Origin of the sequence: Hwanghaeella sp. LZ110 (genome assembly GCF_048892525.1) — a bacterium.
GTDB lineage: Bacteria > Pseudomonadota > Alphaproteobacteria > UBA8366 > Aestuariispiraceae > Pacificispira.
On sequence record NZ_JBLZHT010000009.1, the window covers coordinates 13518 to 33220 of the forward strand.

Here is a 19703-nt window from a genome sequence, read left to right on the forward strand (position 1 = left end):
GTGCGTGTGGCCCTGGACACCCGCCTCCGCGGGAGAGACGGGGTTTGTTGAAGATTTACCGCAAAGGGCGCGGAGAAGGCGCAAAGAGCGCTGAGGGCATGACATTTGTTGCGGTCATCCCGGACGTGATCCGGGCTCCAGGGCGGCGGGTGCAATTGGTGTGTTCGATTCTCGATACCAGCCTGCGCGGGTAAGACGGCGGTGTAGTAGTCTTTGCGCTCTCTGCGGTGCTCAGCGTCCTTTGCGGTTTCCTTCTTCTAAAATCCCCAGCACAGGATTAGTGCAGGCGGTATGACGACCACTCCGTCTTGTCACCCCGGACCTGATCCGGGGTCCAGTGCGGGAAGCGCGATTGGTGCGTGTGGCCCTGGACACCCGCCTGCGCGGGTGCGACGGGGTTTGATTTACCGCAAAGGGCGCGGAGAAGGCGCAAAGGGCGCTGAGGGTATGACATTTGTTGCTGTCACCCCGGACGTGATCCGGGGTCCAGAGCAGCACGTGCGATTGGAGCGTTTGTGCCAGGGGCTCTGAAAATGGATTTATTTCTGCAGTAAATCCGCCAGGGCCTGTGGCGCGTTGATCATGCAATCGTGGCCGCTGGCGATGTCTTGCATGGGCCAGCCCATCTCCACAGCGCGCTGGCGATGGGATTCCAGCGGCGGGTAGATCGGATCGGTGACGCGGATATAGCGGACCGGCAAACCATTATTCGGCAGGCCGTTGAATGTGATCGCCGTTTCATAGGTACGGATCGGATGCGGGGTCATGCGGGCCTCAATATAGGCTGCCTCAGTCGGGTCCGTCAGGCCCATGGCAATCGCCTTGGGTGGGGGCAGGCACAGGGTTTCGCCCACCATGATCGCACCGGCCTTGCGGGCGGCCCAGACATCCGGGGCAACCGTCTCCCGGGGCGCGACGCCAGACAGGGGCACCATCGCATCCAGATAGACCAGTTCCGATATCCGGTCCGGTAAGACGGCCGCAGCCCCGGTAATGGCAATTCCGCCAAAGCTGTGCCCGACCAGAACCGTGTCGCGAATGTCCCGGGTCTGAATATGCGCCACCACATCATCGACAAAGGTTTGCAGGGTGATATCCGGCGACAACTCCCCCGCGCGCTCCCCCAATCCGGTCTGGGTACTACAGGACACAGTGTGGCCCCGTGCCATCAGGATCTTGGACAGGGCATCCCAGCACCACGCGCCGTGCCAGGCACCGTGTACCAATGTGAAATGGGTCATCGTGCTGTATCCATGTTGAGCCGAGAAAGACAAAATCCTGTGTCCTGCAGACCTCTTCCCACAGACCACCGTTTTTCCTACACTAGCGCAAATCCCGAGCAAACGGAATCGTTTGCGACGACGCATTTGCTAAAGAAACAAATGGTTAGAGTGTCCTGTGTGAGCTCATGCGAACGCATGATGCTCTAGCGCCAATAGAGGAGCAACATGATGACCGCCATTGACCGCCAGCACTCTGGCTCTCACCGCATCGATACGACTTTAAACGATTGGCAGGAAACCGGCTCGCCCGGCTTCTGGATGAAACCGATCTTTAAGGACAGCCAGACCGGCGTGTCCACGGCGCTGATGAAAATCGATCCCGGTGCCTATACCCCGGATCACGCCCATGACCAGTTGGAAGAAATCTATGTCCTGGACGGCGATTTCTATGACGCCGAACACAGCTATGGCCCCGGCCACTACTGCCAACGCGCCATCGGCGCAATGCATGAGGCCGGATCCAAGGGCGGATGCACGATGCTGCTGATGTATCGACGGTAAGGGAGTCCAATCGCGGGTGACACGCGATCAGACTCCGATATGCGCAGTTACGCGACTTCGCGGCGTTTTGCTGAATGCGTCAAAGCCTCAATCAGCGAGTCGGCGACCTTCTTGGCTGAGGCCGGATTCTGACCGGTGATCAGGTCCCCATCGCGAATGGCGAAGGGCTGGAAGTCGTCGACACTTTCGTACATCGCCCCCAGTTCCCGCAATTTCGTTTCCAACAGGAACGGGACGACATCGGTCAAACCGGCGGCCTTTTCTTCGCTGTTGCTAAAGCTGGTCACGCGGCGACCTTTGACGACAGGGGCCCCCGCCTTGGTCTTTGCATTCACCAGACAGGCGGGACCATGACAGACTGTGGCGATGATTTTCCCGGCGTCCAGACCCTGCGATACAACTTCCGCAATGGCGCCGTTGGGTGGGTAATCCCACATCGTGCCGTGACCGCCTGGAAAGAACACCGCATCATAGCCGTCCAGGTCAATCTGATCGACAGAGGGGGTTGTCTTCACCGTCGTTTGCAGTCTCTCATCCTTCAGATAGCGCGCGACGCTTTCCTCTTTTTGGGCATCGCCTTCCACGCTGCGCGGATCAATTGGAATGTCACCGCCCGCGACGGAGAACACATCCACCGTCAGACCCGCATCCCGCAGATGGTAATAAGGTGTCGTAAATTCCTCCAGCCAAACGCCGGTCTTCTCCCCCGTATCGCCCATACTGGCATGCGAGGTAACGATGATAGCAACTTTCTTAGGATCAGCCATTTAGGGCTCCCGTTGTTGTAAGGTTGCCCCTAACATGAGGAGGAACGCTCAAATTTCATCCTTAAATATTTGATGGGGGGCCATAGAGAATCTTATGAGTGGGCATAAACGATGATTGTTCGCGAACGTTTTTGGAGAGTTATCAGCGCGGGTCCATAGATCGAACGGCAGAGCTTTTGGGCTTCAGCCGCCAATACTAAACTAATCACCCAGATCCTGAGGAGGATATCCTAGCGAAATCCGAGAATTGCCTATGGGCAAGCATCGCTTTTCGCAGTGTTACTGACGGTTTAAGCTGTGTGGTTTAACTTTTAGCATATGTTAAAAAGAAAATATCTATAAAATATTAAGTTGAATTATATTAAATAAGTAATTTATGATTTATCTGCTTTTTATGGGAGGGTAAGATGGATAAAAAATATGCGACAGTTCATTATCGGAGACTTCGTCGGGATCCAGGTGTTTTTCCTGACATGTCGCTAGCCGCAGCAATTGCAAAAGCGATGGAAACGAAACATAAGAATGGTGTTCGTTTCAAGTCGAATTGGCAGCTTCGGGTTTGTCCTGTCCCCAATAATCCCGACAATCGCCGATTCATTAATGATTTTGATGAGAATGACGGCATTGTATTTGGAAACTTATGCTTGTTCACACCAGGTCAATTGCAGGCTTTGCTAGAGGTCGAAAATGAAATTCTGGGGGGGCGTGATGAGCGGGCACCCATAGAATCAGTAGGAATATCAGAAGATAAGGCTCCTGATGGGACAGAGTATTTGCATGGTATTGCGTATTGGTTAATTGTTGAGGATCATTTCTTTATTATCCAACATATTTCGATACAAACGAAAGCCATGGAAGAATATTTTCAATGGCTTCTAAAAGACCAGGCTTCAGTGCTATCAGATGGGGAATTTGTAGAGCTCCAAGCCGCCTTCGATGTTTCAACTGTCGGCGGCGATCTTCAGGATGTTCAAAGCATAGAAATTGGTGGCCTTGTACCGGAGACGATCTCTGAAGTAGATGAGAAAATTATTGGAAAGGATGTTGAACACAAAACGCTTCTTACCGATATCAAGGCAAAATTTGGGAATGCACTTAAAGTAATCGAAGATGTTCTAGGACCTATGGAAGCCAAGAAGATAATTGAAAGCATGCCACCTGATGCGGCCTTGGAGGTAAATGTTAATATTGGCTATAGAGCGATAAAGCGGAAATTTGAAAAAGAGTTTATGCGGAATATTGCATCGGCTGTTCGGAATCTTCCAGATGGAGAAGTACAGATTCGTGGGCGGGATGGCAAAATTCGTGGGAACGAGGCAAGACTTCATGCAAACATGCCATTTAATCGTATAAGAGAAAATAGTATGCTACTTGACCTAGGTGACACTCGATATCAGTTACTAAAAGTATACACTAGGTTCGTTGAAGATGGCAAAATCAAAGAGTGATTAGAATCGGGATTCTTCATGAACAAATATGTTCAATTAGGTGTGCCAATCATATTAGCTTTGCTGGCTTCCCAGATTGTGGAAGCAAGGCATTGGGATGAATTTCGCACAGGTACCATTGTTGCCCTCTCAGTGATTGCAGGTGCTGTATTTGTAAGATTGGCAAGAGGAATGCCAATAACAAACATGGAGTATTTTGAGATAAATGAGATTGAAGAATTATCTTATGCAGTTAAAGATGTAATGCGAAGAATGATTCAGCTTTTATATTTTTGTCTGATAGGAATATTTTTAACAACATTTATATCTTTAATACTAAAGGCTATAGCAAAAATCCCTTTTATTGATCAGACCCAAGCTGAGTACGTTAATTCTATAGTAACTGGATGCGTGGTTGTGTTTATCGCTTTTACCTTCATGAGGGCGATAGTCTTGGTTCGAGGAGATTATGATTTGGTCGAGTTACAGGCAGAACTGATGACACGATTTGTTAAAAAGAAAAGAGCAGACGAAATTAAAAAGAATATTGAAGATTCGGATCGAAAGCGTCCTTATAAAACTCCTGATTCTTATGGGAAGTTTAGAGATAAGAGCTAACCCCGCTCCACAAAACTCGCCACGACTGTCTTCTTGCCAGCCTTATCGAACTCAATTGAGAGGCGGTCGCCGTCTATGGCGGTGATGGTGCCGGGGCCGAATTTTTGGTGGAAGACGCGCTCGCCGGTGCCGAAATCGTGGTCGGTGCTGCTGCTGTAGCTGGCATCGATCACCGGCGCGCGGGTTTGGCTGAGGCCGCGCTGTTTCAGGCGTTGCCAGCCGGGGCCGCCGCCCGGAGAAGAATAGGTGGGGGCCGAGTAAGTGGGGCCGGCGTCGAAGTCTGAGGCTTTTGCGCCGCCAAATCCGCCACCTGCAGGTCCGCCCCCGAAGCTGCTGCTGCGGCCATAGCCGACCTGGGTGAAGGCGGCGCGGTCTTCGGCGCGGCCGCCACCAATGCCGCCATAGACTCCGCGGTCGGCCTCGATCAGGGCGTGTTCCGGGGGCAATTCATCGATGAAACGCGACGGCAGGGCGGCATTCCAGGAGCCGTGAATGCGGCGATTGGCGGCGAAGCTGATTTCACAGCGGCGCTTGGCCCGGGTGATCCCGACATAGGCCAGGCGGCGTTCTTCTTCCAGCCCGGCCAGGCCGCTTTCATCCATGGCGCGCTGATGGGGGAACAGGCCTTCTTCCCATCCCGGCAGGAAGACGGTCTCAAATTCCAGACCTTTCGCGGCGTGCAGCGTCATGACCGAGACCATGGGCCCGACCGTGTTGGATTCGACCTCCATCACCAGGCTGATATGTTCCAGGAAGGCGGGCAGGTCGTCGAATTCCTCCATGCCCGACAGCATTTCCTTGAGGTTTTCCAGCTTGCCAGCGGCTTCCGGCTTTTTCGACTGCTTCCAGAAATCGGTATAGCCGCTTTCCTCCAGCACGGTTTCGGTCAGTTCCACATGGTCAATGCCTTCGGACAGGCGGCGCCAGCGGTCGAACATGTCCATCGCGGCAAACAGCTTGCTGCGGGCAGCCGCTTTCAACTCGTCGGTTTCCACCATGCGCTGGGCGGTGATGGACAGCGGCAGGCCTTGCGCCCGGGCGGCCTTGTGCAGGGCCTGAAGTGTCGTTTTGCCAATGCCGCGTGCGGGCTTGTTGATGATCCGCTCAAAGGCCAGATCATCGGCGGGCTGGTGGATCACGCGCAGATAGGCGATGGCGTCGCGGATCTCTTCGCGCTCATAGAACCGGGGGCCGCCGACAACGCGATAGGGGATACCCAGGGTGATGAAGCGTTCTTCGAATTCACGGGTCTGAAATCCGGCGCGGACCAGGATGGCGATTTCGTCCAGCGGCTCGTTCTTCAATTGCAGCGCTTCGACCTCATCGGCGATCAGGCGGGCTTCCTCGTCGCCATCCCACAGGCCACGCACGCGCACCTTGTCGCCGTCATTGCGGTCGGTCCACAGGGTCTTGCCCAGTCGTCCCTCGTTCTTCTCAATCAGGCCAGAGGCCGCGCCGAGGATATGGGGGGTGGAGCGATAATTCCGTTCCAGCCGCACGACCTTCGCGCCGGGAAAATCCTTCTCAAAACGCAGGATGTTGCCAACCTCCGCCCCGCGCCAGCCATAGATCGACTGATCATCATCGCCAACACAGCAGATATTCTGGCTTTCGCCTTCCTTGCGGCCCTGGGCCAGCAGGCGCAGCCACAGATATTGCGAGACGTTGGTGTCCTGATACTCATCGACCAGGATGTATTGGAACAGATGGCGATACCGCTCCAGCACCTCGGGATGTTTGGTGAAGATCGTCAGATTATGCAGCAGCAGATCGCCAAAGTCACAGGCATTCAGGGTACTAAGCCGCTGTTGATATTGGCGATAGATTTCAACAGCACGGCCATTGGCAATGTCGCCGGATTCGGACGCACTGACACGCTCCGGGACTTGGCCCTTGTCCTTCCAGCGCTGGATGACATGGATCAGCATGCGGGCGGGCCAGCGTTTTTCGTCCACGCCTTCGGCTTCCAATACCTGCTTTAACAGGCGGATCTGGTCGTCGGTATCCAGAATGGTAAAGCTGGATTTCAGGCCGACCAGTTCAGCATGCTTGCGCAGGATGCGGGTGCCCAATGCGTGGAAGGTTCCCAGCCACATGCCCTCTGTCGCCGGGCCAACCAGATGGGCGACGCGCTCGCGCATTTCCTTGGCGGCCTTGTTGGTGAAGGTGACGCACAGGATCTGATAGGGTTTCGCCTTGCCCTGATGCAGAATTTGCGCAAGCCGGGTGGTCAGCACGCGGGTCTTGCCGGTGCCAGCCCCCGCCAGCACCAGGACGGGTCCGTCAATCGCCTCCACCGCCAGACGCTGGGCATCATTCAGAGTGTCCAGCCAGGGCGGTGGCGCGGAATTGCTGCGCCCCGGATAGGCGGGGGCCGGGCCGCTGGGCACAGCGGGGAAGTCGATATCATCGTAATCCAGTGGGTCTGACATAGGGTCTAGTATAGCCTTCGGGCGCGCGCGGAAAACCCCACCCGTTGGTGGAGGGACAGAAAATATGGGATCATTCTGTGTCTTCGGGGCCAACCCACATGAAGGGATTATAGGCGATCTCCCACAAATGGCCGTCCAAGTCCTTGAAATACCCGGAATAGCCGCCCCAGAAAACTTTCTGAGGGGGTTTTACAGCCGTCGCCCCGGCACCAAGTGCCTCAGCGAACAGGGCATCGACTTCTGCCTCGGAACCCAGATTATGGGCCAGGGCGAAGCTGTTAAAATTGGCTTTCTCGCACGGCACATTGGCGTCTTCCGCCAGAGAGTCGCGGCCAAATAAGCCTAGCCAGGTTCCATTCAGGGTGAAAAAGGCGACGGAGGGTGGGGATTCCATGCGCGGCAGTCCCAAGCCTTTTTCATAAAAGGCGATTGATTTTTCCAGATCATCCACGCCCAGCGTGATCATGCTGATTCTGGGTTTCATGGGCGGGGTTCCATTTTCTCCGCTTCAGTTGGATTGGCTGCGCCCTGCCGTTCCCGCCACCAGATCACCAAGCCACTGGCGACAATAATGATACTGCCCAAGGCCATATTCCAAGTCGGGATATCGTTCCAGATCGCATACCCCATTCCAGCCGCGAAGATCAGGCTGATATAACGGAACGGGGCGACCAGATTGACAGGCGCGAAGCGGAAACTTTCAATCTGAAAGAAATAGGCCCCGAACATAAAGGCAGCAGCGCCCAGGATCAGGGCGATATCAAACAGGCCCGGCATCTGCCACGAACCGGCTGTCACAGTGGTATAGCCTGATATCACAACCGCCAGCACTGTATAGAACATAATGGCCAGCGAATCATCGCCTGAGACCAGTCGGCGCGACGAGACATCGCGTATCGCGGTCAGTAAAGCCGTGACCAGGGGCAGCATCGCCACCTGCCAGCCATAGGCTGCAGGCGCGTCCGATAACAGTCCACCGGGATTAAGCGCAATAAAGACACCGGCAAATCCAACGGCCATGGCAATCCAACGTCGCCACCCGACGGTTTCCTGAAGAATAACAATTGCCAGCAGGGTTGAGAAGACAGGCGAGATGAAGACGATTGCAAGTGCGTCCGCCATCGGCATCAGGCTGAGCGCGGTCAGAAAGGTGAAGGTCGCCGCCGTGATCGCCAGCGCCCGAACGCCCATTGCCGTCTTGTTCTGAATGCGCAACGCACTCATACGGCCCTTCAGTTGTAACAGGCCAATGATCACGAACAGAATGACAGTACCACGCAGCGCCATGATCTCTCCGACCGGCCAGTCTGCGGTCAGGAATTTCGCAATCGTATCATTCAGGGTCAGCAGAAATGATCCCATGATCGAAAAGGCAATGCCTTTGGTTGGCAGATCAGATGTTGTTGGACGCAAGGGCTGCGGCAGATTGGGGGCCGGGATGGTGGGGGGCGTCGGGCCGCTCATATCGCTTCCTCCCGCCGGGTATCCAGGATGCATTGGTGATAGCGCGCCATCACGTCATGTTCGTGCAAAACCCCCATCAAACGCTTGTCATCCAGATTATTGACCACGGCGATATGTTCCTCGTTACACTCTTCCAGTAAATTCATTGCATCTTCCAGGTCCGTATCGACGGTGGCCAGGGGGGGCGCACGGCGGCAGACATCAATGGCGCGCAAGTCCGAGTCATGGAGATGTTCAAAGGCATCCGCCCCCAAATCCCCTAAGATGATTGTCCCGACCAGACAGCCTTCCTCATCAACGACAAAGACCTCGCTGTAGCGGGTGGCGGTCAGTTTCTGGCGGATTTCCGGCAGCAGAGAGGAAGGTTGGACCGTAACATAATCCTGTTCCATCACTTCCCGGACATTGGTTTGTCGGATAATTCGGGATTCCCGGCTGCCCATCAGATTGATTCCGCGTGCTTCCAACTGCCAGTGAAAGAAAGAGCGCTTATACGTCGCTGTAAAAATCTGTGTCGCGATGACCGTGGCGATCATCACGGCAATTGTCAGCGCGGAATCCCGGGTAAGTTCATAGACGATGAAGATCGTTGATATCGGGGCACCCAATGTGGCACCGGCTACTGCGCCCATACCGACCAATGTATAGGCCCCATGCCCGGAAGAGAGATACGGGAAAATACCTGTCGCGACGAAGCCGAATGCCCCGCCTAACATCGCGCCCAGAAACAGCGATGGCGAAAAGATCCCCCCGCCAAAGCCGGAGCCAAGCGTCATCGCCGTTGCCGCCGTTTTGAACACAAGCAGGGTGATCAGCATGGTCAGGGGCAGCATCTCATTTAAGGCTTCGTCCGTTGCCTCATACCCCACACCCATGACCTGCGGCAGGAACAGGCCGATAACCCCAACGGCCAGGCCCGCCAGGGCGGGGCGCAGAATGGGATGGATGTTCAATCGATTATGCGTATTCCGGACAACGTCAATGGAAACGCACAGCGCCACCGCGACCCCTGCGCTGATACAGCCCAGAATCGCAAAGGCGGGAAATTCCCAGAACGAGGCGATTTCGTGTACCGGGATGGTGAAGGCCGGGAAATCTCCAAAATAAGAGCGGCTGACCAGGGTGCCCCCAACTGATGCGATGACGACAGGGGCGAAACTGCGCAATGCATAGGACCCAATGACCACCTCCAGAGAGAAGAACACGCCTGCAATCGGCGCGTTAAAGCTGGCCGCGACACCAGACGCCACACCGCACCCTAACAGCAGGCGACGGGTTTCCGGGTCCAGTTTCAGGATCTGTGAAATCAGGGTCGACAGAAAGGCGGCGAAATGAACAACCGGCCCTTCGCGACCCGCCGACCCGCCCGATCCAATGGTAATGGCGGAAACGACAAAACCGCCAAAGCCGCTGCGTTTGCTCATCTTACTGCGGCGAAAAGCGGAGGCTTCCATGACATCAGCGACGCCTTGGGGACGGCGATCCGGCATCAGGTAATAGACGATCAAACCGACCAGAATTCCGCCGACCGCCGGGGCGAGAAGGATGATCCAGGGAGATACCCCGGCTGCATTTGAATGGAAACGGTCGCTGGAAAATCCAAAGAATAGCGTTTGCACCAGGCCGATCGCCTCCCGGAAAGCGATCCCGGTGCCGCCGCCCAAGGCACCGATAAAAATCGCCAGCACCCCCAATCGGATCTGATCGTTCCTGATCAGCCGTCGAAACCGTTCAATCTTGCTGTTTGGCGCGACCGTCGCCACGGCCGACCCTCCCGCCTGGGCGCACATCCCCGGATGCGACCCTGTTGCGTTGATATACTAGTCCTCAGACAAGACCAGAATCGGCTGGGTACGGCAAGGCATGGTGCTGAATGATGTTCGGGAAAATCGATTGCAGCGTCTTCGGTGGATCTTAATCGGCGTCAATGACTTCCAACTGGGTTTCCAGAACGGTTTGATTGCGACCATTACCCTTTGCGAAATACAGCCCCTCATCAGACCGGCTGATAAAATCGGTCAGCGATTCTCCGGGGTGATACAGGGCGACACCAATGGATAAGGTGATATTGCCCATTTCTTCACCTGTGGTGCGGTTTCGGATGCGTTTGGTGGAAACCGCGTTTCGGATGTGATCGCAGACGGTTTTCGCATCATACAGTTTCGTTGTGGGCAGGATCAGCGCGAATTCTTCCCCGCCATATCGCGCGGCAAGGTCCTTGCCCTTCACATTGCCTTGCAGAATATTGGCAACCAGTTTCAAAACCTGATCCCCGGTCTGGTGTCCATATGTGTCGTTGAATTTTTTGAAAAAGTCGATATCCGCCAGGGCGAGACACAACGGCTCGCCATCTTCCATCGCCTCCATCGCACGCTGGCGCAGGGTCGTGTCGAACATCTTGCGATTTGCAATTCCTGTCAGGGCGTCCGTCATCGCCTCGCGCTGAACATCCTCCAGGTTCTTCCTGAGGCTGGCAATTTCCTGAGATGACTCTTTCAGTTTCGATTGCAGCGTAGAGTTTGATTTCTGCATTTTCTGGGTTTCCAGCGCCAGCGATTGTACCGCTTCGCGAATCCCTGCCAGGCCCTTCGAATCTGTCAAAGCACCCAGACTTTCGGTCAGGGTCTTGCCGAAATCCGCTACGCCGCCAGAGGCATCCCCCATCATCTCCAGAACACGCCCGACCTGGTTTTCTATTTTTTGTGACGTTTCCTGAAGCGCGACACCTTCATCTGAGTTTGTGAAGAATTTGTCGTAGACTTCATCATTTTTTTGCGACGTGAAAATCTGCTTATTGCTGATCAGGACATCCAGTGTCTTTTTCAGATCGGGGTATTTTTCATTAACATAAGTGTACCAGATCGCGAAATTGCGTGGCGTGGCGGGAATATTATTGGACTTCATGATTTCCAGCGCACGCTCTGCATATTCCTGCGCCAACTCAATCCCTTCAGAATACTGCACCGAAACTCATCCTCCCCAGAACAGACTTTATGAACAACCTTTCGCTGGTCAGGGCAGACCCCATCCGCCGCCTGAACACGCAGGTCCTGATTATTACTCTGACATACTAGAATACCAACCATTCATCCATGCATATTGGTTCCATCTCAGTGACTTTTGTAAACTGGCCCTGCAGGATGTGCCGTGCCCGTTCTGGTTATCTCGCGGAAGACATATGCATTTATAGTATTATGCTATCAAATTGTCCCCGACCCTCAACCATTTTGGCAAATGATAATCAACTCTTCTGAGTGGAGCCTATCATCATTTATATCAATTTAGAATGTGTTCCAGGCTTCAGGAAGCGCAATCTTCACATGCGCGTCTAGGATAGGTTTTAAAACAGATGTGATTTGGGCAATGTCTTCAGCCGTGCCTGAAATGGGCATTTCCAAGCGCTCCTCAACGGCCGCCAGATATCGCTCCGGTTCAGCATAGAGTGCCTGGACCGTATGCAATCCTTTGTCAGTGAAACCGATGAGTTGAGTGGTCAGCGTCAGCTTTCGCCCGCCTGGAACCTCGCGCAGATAAGACACCCGATTGGTTTTGATTTCGAAGGGCAGGTTAATACCCTGATCATGGCGAAATGCTTGTGCTGCCAGATCGAAGGCCTGAACATAATATGCGACGTTGAAATGATCGTTATAATCCGTCCATTCCGCGATCACAGAAGGTGTTGCGCTGCTGATCAGGGAGTCATCGAAAACAGGGTGTGTAGAATGAGCCATTCGTCGTAAATCCTGCCGGTTGTTTGATTTTCTGGCGCGAACCCAGTGTGCTGGAGAAGCGGATGGAAGGGCAAGCCAAAAGGACCTGCCATGCCCTGTTTGGGTTGGCATAAATGCAACAGTGGCTCAGGGAAATATAGGTGGTGTGGTTTGCTCTGTGGTGCCTTCCGGGCCTGTGTGCTAGACCCTGAATGTACAGTTATTTGAGGGATTTCAGGTCTGTACTGAGTGTTGAGTTTTCGGGTGTGTCGGCAAGGGCAAGGTGGACGTGATCATAGGTTGGTCTGCCAGATTAGAACGACATATTCAGGATGGGTTTTCATATCTTTGTAGAACGGCATGGATATGATTTGTTGCGTAGTGCCAATATCTTATATTAGAGAAGTGGCATACGTCTAAGCTGGCTTTTGGGGTATAAAGTCGGCATTTGGGTTGAGGGATTTTTAATAGAATGTCGACTGGCTCTGATTTCCTTTCTGTTTTGCGGCGTGCGGGGCTGGGTCTCATTCTCGCAATGGGTCTTGCTGGTTGCGCAACCGCGCCGACCGACCCGGTAGAGCGCGAAATTTATGAAGAAGCCAATGATCCGGCTCAACCCCTAAACGAAGCGATTTTTGAGTTCAATATGGCGCTGGACAAGGTCATTGTTCGCCCGATTGCCAAGGCTTATGACTTTCTGCTGCCTGATCTTGTCCGCGATAGCGTGCGAAACTTTATCCGGAACCTGAAAACGCCTGTGATCCTTGCCAATGATTTGATGCAGGGTGAGACGGAGCGTGCGGGCCAGACGATGGGGCGCTTCCTGACCAATACACTTTTGGGCGGCGGGCTTTTTGACGTCGCTGGCGCTGCTGGCATTCCGTATCATGAGGAAGATTTTGGCCAGACACTGGCGGTTTGGGGTGTGGATGAAGGCCCCTACATAATGCTGCCCTTCTTGGGCCCCTCTTCGCCGCGGGCTCTGGCTGGATTTATTGTGGATTCCGGGCTCGATCCTTTCCGGTGGTGGGGATATCATTCGGACCGGACGTGGATCGAGTACAACACGGTGATCCGTGCTGGTGTTGAACTGATTGATAGCCGCTCCCGGAATTACCGTGAGATGCAAGCGTTAGAGGAAAATTCGCTGGATTTCTATGCAACAGTCCGCAGCCTGTATCGCCAGCAGCGTCAGAGTATGATCAGGAACGGGATGGATAATAACGACTCGATCCCGACAATTGGGTATGAAGAGATCTCTCCTGCGGAAGAAGGTGTGCCGCAGGCTGAAATCCCCTCTCCAAGCGCATTAAATTAAACGTGGAGTGACAATGCAGCGTCGTAGTTTCATTAGTGTATCTGCAGGTGTTGTTCTCTTTGTTTTGATGGGACTTGGACTTCCCCCCTCAGCTCATGCCGATAAGGATGCCGGCGCGTTTATTATGAAACTCGCTGATAAGGCCCTGACAGCGCTGACTGACGAAAACATTTCCAACGCCGAACGCGCGGACCTATTTCGCGATTTGTTGCAAGAGGGCATGGATATCCCAACAGTCGCAAGTCGCGTTCTGGGCCCCTATGTGCGTCGCGCCACAGATGAAGAGATGAAGGAATTCATTTCCCTGTTGGAAGAGAATATCGTCCGGAAATACGCCATCATGTTCAAAGGCTATTCCGGTGAAGCCATTAAACTGATCGACACCAAGTCTCTGCGCGGGGATATGCAGCAAGTGACGGTGGCAATTCGACGCACAAATGGTGAGCCGCCGGTTGAGGTCCGTTGGATCGTCCACAAGGTGGATGGTCAGAACAAGATCATCGATATTATCGTTGAGCGGGTTTCGATGGTCACCACCCAGAAAGAAGAATTCGTCTCTGTAATTCGCCGTGGCGGTGGGAAGGTGGAATCGCTTCTGGGGGAATTGCGGGAACGCAATGCAGAATTGGCCACCAACGTAAAAGACTAGGATTTTGAATCCTTTGGTCCGGTGTCGATTGTCTCTGTGTCTATCCCGTCGTCAATTTCTTCATCCTGGTAAAGTGGCCTTACGGTCTGGGCCACCAGCGCCTCCAGCGCCGTGCGGGGAAGCCTGTCTGTTTCGACGCCTTTGATCGCCGTATACCGCAACAAATTCCCGCGAACGATACCGGCACGTTCCGCCATTCGGGCATCACGCCCGGGCAGATGTTCCAGCAATAGAAGCAAATGATCCATCTGGACAAATTCTGCTGCCAGTTCGGCCTGTTTGATCAGGTCGCGCACGGATGCCGCGCGCTCTGGATCAATCGGACCAACCGCTTCCTTAAGGCGGCGCCGCAGGGCGCGGATAGGGTCGATTGCTGTTTCTCGCCAAGGCTTTATTGACTGTTCCGCCTGGGCCAGAGACTCAGGTGACAATCGCACGCCATGTTGACCAACCCAACAGCACATCAGGATCAGCGTGACATCCAGGTCAAAGCGATCCTGCAAATCCAGACAGGCCTCTTCCACCCCCTCTGCTTCATACAGGGTAAGGCAAAACTGGCGAAACGTGTCGTTCTCGGGCAAGGAATCCTGTGACATAGCCATAGAGTGACGGTGCCGTCCAATGTATGCAAGGACATGCTTCATTCCTGCATCAGAGGCTGCTATAGTCCGCCCGCATAGAATGATAATTTCACAGGTGATACCACGCGGCCCGCCTAACCCGGCGGGTTGCCTGTTTCTTGAAGGCTGTTATGGACGAAGTTGAAGAATCTGAAATCCGCGCACGGATCGCGGCCCTGGAAGAAGAGCATCGCGATCTGGATCAAATGATCGCCCGGGTCTCCGAATCCGCCCCTTTTGATCAGTTGCAGTTGATTCGAATGAAAAAGCGCAAGCTGGCGATCAAGGATCAAATGGCCCGGCTGAACGGCTTTCTATTACCCGATATTATTGCCTGACGCAGCGGCTCAGTATTTCAATTCTTCGTAAATCGGTTCGACGGATTGATTCCAGCGTGTGTGATAGGCTTCTAACTGGTCTTCCGCCAATGTACGGCCCGATGTGACGATCTGGTGTAACGGTTCGATATATTGCGTTTCGTCCAGGCCGGAACTTGCGCTCAGTCGGGCACGACGCTTCAAGCCGCCCTGGCAAATTTCCAGCACCTTGCGGGCAACATCCCGCACCGTCCCGTCGCGGAATCTTGCGCCCATTGCCTGTTTCGGCACGGCGTCGCGCATGGCGGAGATTTCTGCGACGGTCCAATCCTTGATTACGTCGGCCGCTTCCTGTTGTGCCTGAGCATCATAGATCAGGCCGACCCATAGCGCGGGCAGGGCGCAGAGATTGCCCCAGGGGCCGCCATCGGCGCCGCGCATTTCGATGAACTTCTTCAACCGTACTTCCGGGAAGACCGTTGTCATGTGATCTGTCCAGTCGGTCATGGTGGGCAATTGCCCCTCAAAGCCTTCCAGATTGCCCTGCATATAATCGCGGAAGCTTTTCCCCGACACATCGTGATAGACGCCATCGCGATAGACAAAATACATCGGCACATCCAGGACATAATCGACCCAGCGTTCATAGCCGAACCCGTCTTCAAAGACGAAGGGCAGCATGCCGCACCGGTCTGGGTCCGTATCGGTCCAGATGTGGCTGCGATAGCTCAGAAATCCGTTTGGCTTGCCTTCGGTGAAGGGAGAATTGGCAAATAACGCGGTGGCCATTGGCTGCAAGGCCAAGGAGATCCGCATTTTCTCAATCATATCGGTCTCAGAGCCGAAATCCAGATTCACCTGGACGGTGCAGGTGCGGCTCATCATATCCAGGCCCAGATTGCCCTTCTTAGGCATATAGGCCTTCATGATCTTATAACGACCCTTGGGCATCCAGTGAATATCATCGCGCTTCCAAAGGGGATTAAAGCCCAGGCCAACCGTTCCGGCGCCGACTTCCTTACAGGCTGCGACGACCTGATCCAGATGGCGATGGACTTCGGCACAGGTCTGGTGGACGTTTTCCAGCGGCGCGCCGGACAATTCAAATTGTCCGCCTGGCTCCAGCGATACTGAGGCACCATCCGCGCCTTTCAGCGCGATGATATTGCCATTTTCCAGAACCGGCTCCCATTCAGGGCCGGACAAGGCCTCCAGAAGTCCTTTAACGCCAGGGCGGCCTTCATAGGCCAAGGGACGATGGCTGTCTGTGCAGAACAGGAATTTTTCGTGTTCGGTGCCAATGCGCCAATCCGCCTGGGGCTTTTCGCCGGACGCAATATAATCAATCAGCTGGGACTTGGATTCGACCAGCGTTTCATCGGACGCGGTGGGAGACGACATCGGCGCATTTCCTCATCAAAAACGGCCTCTCACCGGGGCCCTTGCTGTATTTAACCGCGCCGGGGTGGACGGGTTGTCCCATCCCCTGCAACAGCCTGCCAGACAGCCAGGGCTGCCAGCGCTGCCGTCTCTGCCCGCAGGATGCGCGGACCAAGGCCGACGGGGAGGACTAAAGGCGACTGGTGCATAAAGTCAAGTTCCGCAGCGGAAAAACCGCCTTCCGGTCCGGTCACAAATCCGACAGCGCCAGATTTCCGGGCTTGCGCGGCTTCTGCCAGCGGGATGGCGGTGCCTGCCTCTGCACAAAGAAACAGCGTGCGCTCCTTCGGCCATTCCAGAATTAACCGATCCAGCCGCACTGGTTCGGAAATTTCTGGAACATCCAATCGTTCAGATTGCTCCGCAGCCTCGATTGCCGTGGCGCGCAGCCGGTCGGTTTTGATCCGCTCCGATTGGGTTCGTTCTGTCAGCAACGGGATCAGACGCGACACACCAAGCTCTGTTGCCTTTTGAACGATGAAATCCGTTTGTGTTTTCTTGACGGGTGCAAAGGCCAGCCACAGGTCCGGCGAGTCGCTTTGCGGGCGTAACTGTTCCGTAAGGGTGAAAAGCCCGGTTGATTTGCCTATTTCAGACAGGGTTGCCGACCACTCCCCATCACGGCCATTGAACAGTATAACCGATGCGCCCGCCTGCAACCGCAGCACCCGGCCCAGATAATGGGCCTGATCTGAGGTCGCGACGACCGGTTGATCCGGCGTCAGGTCTTGTGTCACAAAAAGGCGGGTTGATGTAGCCATGGCGCAGACTATTCTGCCTCAGCCTGAAAGAGCAAGGATCAGTAAGCGCTATGACGCCATCGCCGACAGAAATTTCTCCGCAGGACCGGACGGATATTCCCAAAGGCAATTGGGTGGACCGCTGGTTGCCACCCTTTGCCAGGCCATATGCGCGCCTGGCCCGATGGGACCGCCCGATTGGGACCTGGTTATTGCTGCTGCCGTGCTGGTGGGGCGTGGCGCTGTTTGGGCATGGGTCCGGGCACAGTGTTTTGATGTTGCTGTGGTATGGGGTGTTGTTTGGCATTGGCGCCCTTGCCATGCGGGGCGCGGGTTGTACCTGGAATGACATCACCGACCGGGATATCGATGGCAAGGTTGCCCGCACCGCGACACGGCCCATTCCATCGGGTCAGGTCAGCGTGAAACAGGCATTGGCTTTTATCGTTCTTCAGGCGCTGGTCGGGTTAGCGGTGCTGACGCAGTTCACCCTGCCTGCCGCCATGACTGCGATTGCCAGCCTGGGCGTGGTCGCGGTCTATCCTTTCATGAAGCGCTATACCTATTTCCCGCAATGTTTCCTGGGGGTCGCGTTCAACTGGGGCGCGCTGGTTGCAGGTGCCCTGCTGATCGGACATTTCGAACCACAGATCATACTGTTGTTCCTGGCGGGCTTCTGCTGGACCATGTCCTATGACACGATCTATGCCCATCAGGATAAGGAAGACGATGTGTTAATCGGGGTGAAATCCACGGCGCTGAAGTTCGGCAGCAAGACCCGCCCGATCATCGCGGGGTTTCTGATCCTGACCCTGACGCTGATTGCCATGGCGGCCTGGCTGCACGGGGCGGTTGGACCCTTGTTCTGGGCAGGCTGGGCTGCTGCTGCGCTGCATTTCGCCTGGCAGATCAAAACCTTGGATTTCGACGATCCGGTAAACCTTTTGAAGCATTTCAAGGGCAATCGTCATGCCGGGATGCTGGTCACCCTTGGTCTGGCTTTGGGCACGGTGGCGGTCTGATCGTGCAACAGTTAATCCGCGAGAATACCAAGATCATGTCGCCGCGCCTGCTGCCGGAGATGAAGCTGCATCTGGCGCAAGACGATGTGCCACTCTACCGCATGGGGGAGGATGAGTTGGACGCGCTGGGCATCGGTACGCCCTATTGGGCCTTTGCCTGGGCGGGCGGTCAGGCCCTGGGGCGCTATATTCTGGACAATCCGCAAGTCGTGCGCGGGCGCAAGGTGTTGGATTTCGGCGCTGGGTCCGGCATGGTGGCGATTGCAGCGGCCATGGCCGGGGCGTTTGATGTGATCGCCAATGACATCGACCCCGTCGCGGCAGATGCGATGCAGATGAATGCCGACCTGAACGACGTGTTCCTGGATATTGTCACCGAAGATGTGATCGGGCGCATCAGCAAGGATTATGAAGTGATCCTGGTGGGTGATGTATTCTATGACCAGCAGATCGCCGATCTGGTGCTGCCCTGGCTCAAGGAATTAAAAGCCAAGGGGCGCGAAATCCTGATCGGTGATCCGGGGCGATTCTATCTGCCCAATATGGGGCTGGAACGGATTGCGCGCTATGCGGGGGAAACGACGGGCCTGATGGAAGATACCGATCTGCGCAATGCCGGGGTCTGGCGATTGGCGGAATAAGATCAGGGGTCAGTCGGGCGGGCCAAACCCAAAGCGTGCCAACCGAGCCTGTGCTACAGGTCCAACCAGATAGTGTAACAGGGCTGCGCCAAGCTCCGGTGATGCCGCATTAAAGACGGCGGCAAAGCGTGCGCCCACCTCAATGTCTGGCGGGAAGGTCAGATAGGTCAGGTTCGGTTCCTTGCTGCAGGCTTCCAGACAGATCGTGCGATAGGCCAGCATCAGATCCACCCTATCCTGCTGCAAAACGCCAACATAAACGCCATCAGGATGGACGATCGGTGTGTCCTCCCCACCGCCGGTAACAATATGTGTGCGCTTTCGTAACTCTGCATCACCCTGCGGGGCGCGTTGGGCCAGTCGATCAAACAGTTGCAGCGCGTAATCGCCACTGGGGTCTGCTGCCGGGGTCGACATGCCGATGCGCAATCCAGGCATCCTGAGCAAGGAAACCGCGTCGTCCGGGCCTGTGTCCAGAATATCGCGGCGCATCAGAAGCGCCAGGGAATTGGTCGCAAATATTTTGCTGGGACTGGCCAGGCCCACCGCATGCAGGCGATCTGGATGCGCCGCATTGGCTGAACAGAACATGTCCCACGGCAGGCCATTCTCTATCCTTCTAGCGACGGTGCCGGACGCGCCGAACTCAAAGTCAGGGTCAGGGACATAATCCGCAAAGACGGAATCGTCCGAAGTGAAAGCATGTTTCAAACTGCCCGCGGCAACAATTTTAGGGGCAGGGGGCATTGTCATC

Annotated in this window: 20 protein-coding genes; 8 read left to right on the top strand and 12 right to left on the bottom strand. The window is 55.0% G+C overall.

The features are described 5' to 3' along the window. Positions 1-539 precede the first annotated feature (539 nt). Positions 540-1241, bottom strand: a complete 702-nt coding sequence (locus tag ACOSDM_RS16405) for an alpha/beta fold hydrolase (protein WP_420725636.1) — start codon at positions 1239-1241, stop codon at positions 540-542. A gap of 207 nt (positions 1242-1448) precedes the next feature. Here ACOSDM_RS16405 and ACOSDM_RS16410 point away from each other — a divergent pair, with 207 nt between their 5' ends. Next, on the top strand, positions 1449-1784 hold the full coding sequence (locus tag ACOSDM_RS16410) for a cupin domain-containing protein (RefSeq protein ID WP_420725637.1): 336 nt from the start codon (positions 1449-1451) through the stop codon (positions 1782-1784). 47 nt (positions 1785-1831) lie between these two features. On the opposite strand, the gene ACOSDM_RS16415 is transcribed toward ACOSDM_RS16410, so the two are convergent. After that, positions 1832-2551: a type 1 glutamine amidotransferase domain-containing protein gene (locus ACOSDM_RS16415; protein WP_420725638.1), complete on the bottom strand. Its 720-nt coding sequence runs from the start codon at positions 2549-2551 to the stop codon at positions 1832-1834. Between the two features lie 407 nt (positions 2552-2958). Between ACOSDM_RS16415 and ACOSDM_RS16420 the strand changes: the two genes are divergently transcribed. Both ACOSDM_RS16420 and ACOSDM_RS16425 read left to right on the top strand, forming a co-directional pair. Next, positions 2959-3999, top strand: coding sequence for a hypothetical protein (locus tag ACOSDM_RS16420; RefSeq protein ID WP_420725639.1), 1041 nt, complete (start codon positions 2959-2961; stop codon positions 3997-3999). Positions 4000-4017: 18 nt separating this feature from the next. Further along, the gene (locus ACOSDM_RS16425) at positions 4018-4596 is read left to right on the top strand and encodes a hypothetical protein (protein ID WP_420725640.1); all 579 of its coding nucleotides are present in this window, start codon (positions 4018-4020) and stop codon (positions 4594-4596) included. Here ACOSDM_RS16425 and ACOSDM_RS16430 read toward each other — a convergent pair. The 6 genes from ACOSDM_RS16430 to ACOSDM_RS16455 all read right to left on the bottom strand — a co-directional run bounded on the left by ACOSDM_RS16430 (position 4593) and on the right by ACOSDM_RS16455 (position 12223). After that, positions 4593-7028 carry an ATP-dependent helicase gene (locus ACOSDM_RS16430; protein WP_420725641.1) on the bottom strand — a complete coding sequence of 812 codons (2436 nt, stop codon included), beginning with the start codon at positions 7026-7028 and terminating at the stop codon, positions 4593-4595. The two genes, ACOSDM_RS16425 and ACOSDM_RS16430, sit on opposite strands and share 4 nt — an antisense overlap. 70 nt (positions 7029-7098) lie before the next feature. Next, positions 7099-7512 (bottom strand): VOC family protein, encoded by a 414-nt coding sequence (locus ACOSDM_RS16435; protein WP_420725642.1) that lies wholly within the window; start codon positions 7510-7512, stop codon positions 7099-7101. Further along, the gene (locus ACOSDM_RS16440; RefSeq protein WP_420725643.1) at positions 7509-8492 is read right to left on the bottom strand and encodes a DMT family transporter; all 984 of its coding nucleotides are present in this window, start codon (positions 8490-8492) and stop codon (positions 7509-7511) included. Before ACOSDM_RS16440 ends, ACOSDM_RS16435 begins: the two co-directional genes overlap by 4 nt. After that, on the bottom strand, positions 8489-10255 hold the full coding sequence (locus ACOSDM_RS16445; protein ID WP_420725644.1) for a chloride channel protein: 1767 nt from the start codon (positions 10253-10255) through the stop codon (positions 8489-8491). Before ACOSDM_RS16445 ends, ACOSDM_RS16440 begins: the two co-directional genes overlap by 4 nt. A 151-nt stretch (positions 10256-10406) precedes the next feature. After that, positions 10407-11456 (bottom strand): GGDEF domain-containing protein, encoded by a 1050-nt coding sequence (locus ACOSDM_RS16450; protein ID WP_420725645.1) that lies wholly within the window; start codon positions 11454-11456, stop codon positions 10407-10409. A gap of 317 nt (positions 11457-11773) precedes the next feature. Beyond that, a complete protein-coding gene (locus ACOSDM_RS16455; RefSeq protein WP_420725646.1) occupies positions 11774-12223 on the bottom strand; it encodes a thioesterase family protein in 450 nt (149 codons plus the stop codon). 451 nt (positions 12224-12674) lie between these two features. On the opposite strand from ACOSDM_RS16455, the gene ACOSDM_RS16460 reads away from it, so the two are divergent. Together ACOSDM_RS16460 and ACOSDM_RS16465 are read left to right on the top strand one after the other, a co-directional pair. After that, on the top strand, positions 12675-13520 hold the full coding sequence (locus ACOSDM_RS16460; protein ID WP_420725647.1) for a VacJ family lipoprotein: 846 nt from the start codon (positions 12675-12677) through the stop codon (positions 13518-13520). Between the two features lie 124 nt (positions 13521-13644). Next, positions 13645-14169, top strand: a complete 525-nt coding sequence (locus ACOSDM_RS16465) for an MlaC/ttg2D family ABC transporter substrate-binding protein (RefSeq protein ID WP_420725648.1) — start codon at positions 13645-13647, stop codon at positions 14167-14169. Here ACOSDM_RS16465 and ACOSDM_RS16470 read toward each other — a convergent pair. Then, positions 14166-14771 (bottom strand): TIGR02444 family protein, encoded by a 606-nt coding sequence (locus ACOSDM_RS16470; protein ID WP_420725649.1) that lies wholly within the window; start codon positions 14769-14771, stop codon positions 14166-14168. The two genes, ACOSDM_RS16465 and ACOSDM_RS16470, sit on opposite strands and share 4 nt — an antisense overlap. A 149-nt stretch (positions 14772-14920) precedes the next feature. On the opposite strand from ACOSDM_RS16470, the gene ACOSDM_RS16475 reads away from it, so the two are divergent. Further along, positions 14921-15127: a YdcH family protein gene (locus ACOSDM_RS16475; RefSeq protein ID WP_420725650.1), complete on the top strand. Its 207-nt coding sequence runs from the start codon at positions 14921-14923 to the stop codon at positions 15125-15127. A 9-nt stretch (positions 15128-15136) separates the two neighbouring features. Here the strand turns inward: ACOSDM_RS16475 and ACOSDM_RS16480 are convergent, their stop codons facing one another. Both ACOSDM_RS16480 and ACOSDM_RS16485 read right to left on the bottom strand, forming a co-directional pair. Continuing rightward, positions 15137-16507 (bottom strand): glutamate--cysteine ligase, encoded by a 1371-nt coding sequence (locus tag ACOSDM_RS16480; RefSeq protein WP_420725651.1) that lies wholly within the window; start codon positions 16505-16507, stop codon positions 15137-15139. A gap of 50 nt (positions 16508-16557) precedes the next feature. Then, a complete protein-coding gene (locus tag ACOSDM_RS16485; RefSeq protein WP_420725652.1) occupies positions 16558-17307 on the bottom strand; it encodes a 16S rRNA (uracil(1498)-N(3))-methyltransferase in 750 nt (249 codons plus the stop codon). A gap of 50 nt (positions 17308-17357) precedes the next feature. On the opposite strand from ACOSDM_RS16485, the gene ubiA reads away from it, so the two are divergent. Both ubiA and ACOSDM_RS16495 read left to right on the top strand, forming a co-directional pair. Beyond that, the gene (gene ubiA / locus ACOSDM_RS16490) at positions 17358-18308 is read left to right on the top strand and encodes a 4-hydroxybenzoate octaprenyltransferase (RefSeq protein ID WP_420725653.1); all 951 of its coding nucleotides are present in this window, start codon (positions 17358-17360) and stop codon (positions 18306-18308) included. A 2-nt stretch (positions 18309-18310) separates the two neighbouring features. Then, the gene (locus tag ACOSDM_RS16495) at positions 18311-18949 is read left to right on the top strand and encodes a class I SAM-dependent methyltransferase (protein ID WP_420725654.1); all 639 of its coding nucleotides are present in this window, start codon (positions 18311-18313) and stop codon (positions 18947-18949) included. Between the two features lie 9 nt (positions 18950-18958). Here the strand turns inward: ACOSDM_RS16495 and ACOSDM_RS16500 are convergent, their stop codons facing one another. Beyond that, positions 18959-19702: a substrate-binding domain-containing protein gene (locus ACOSDM_RS16500; protein WP_420725655.1), complete on the bottom strand. Its 744-nt coding sequence runs from the start codon at positions 19700-19702 to the stop codon at positions 18959-18961. Position 19703 lies beyond the last annotated feature (1 nt).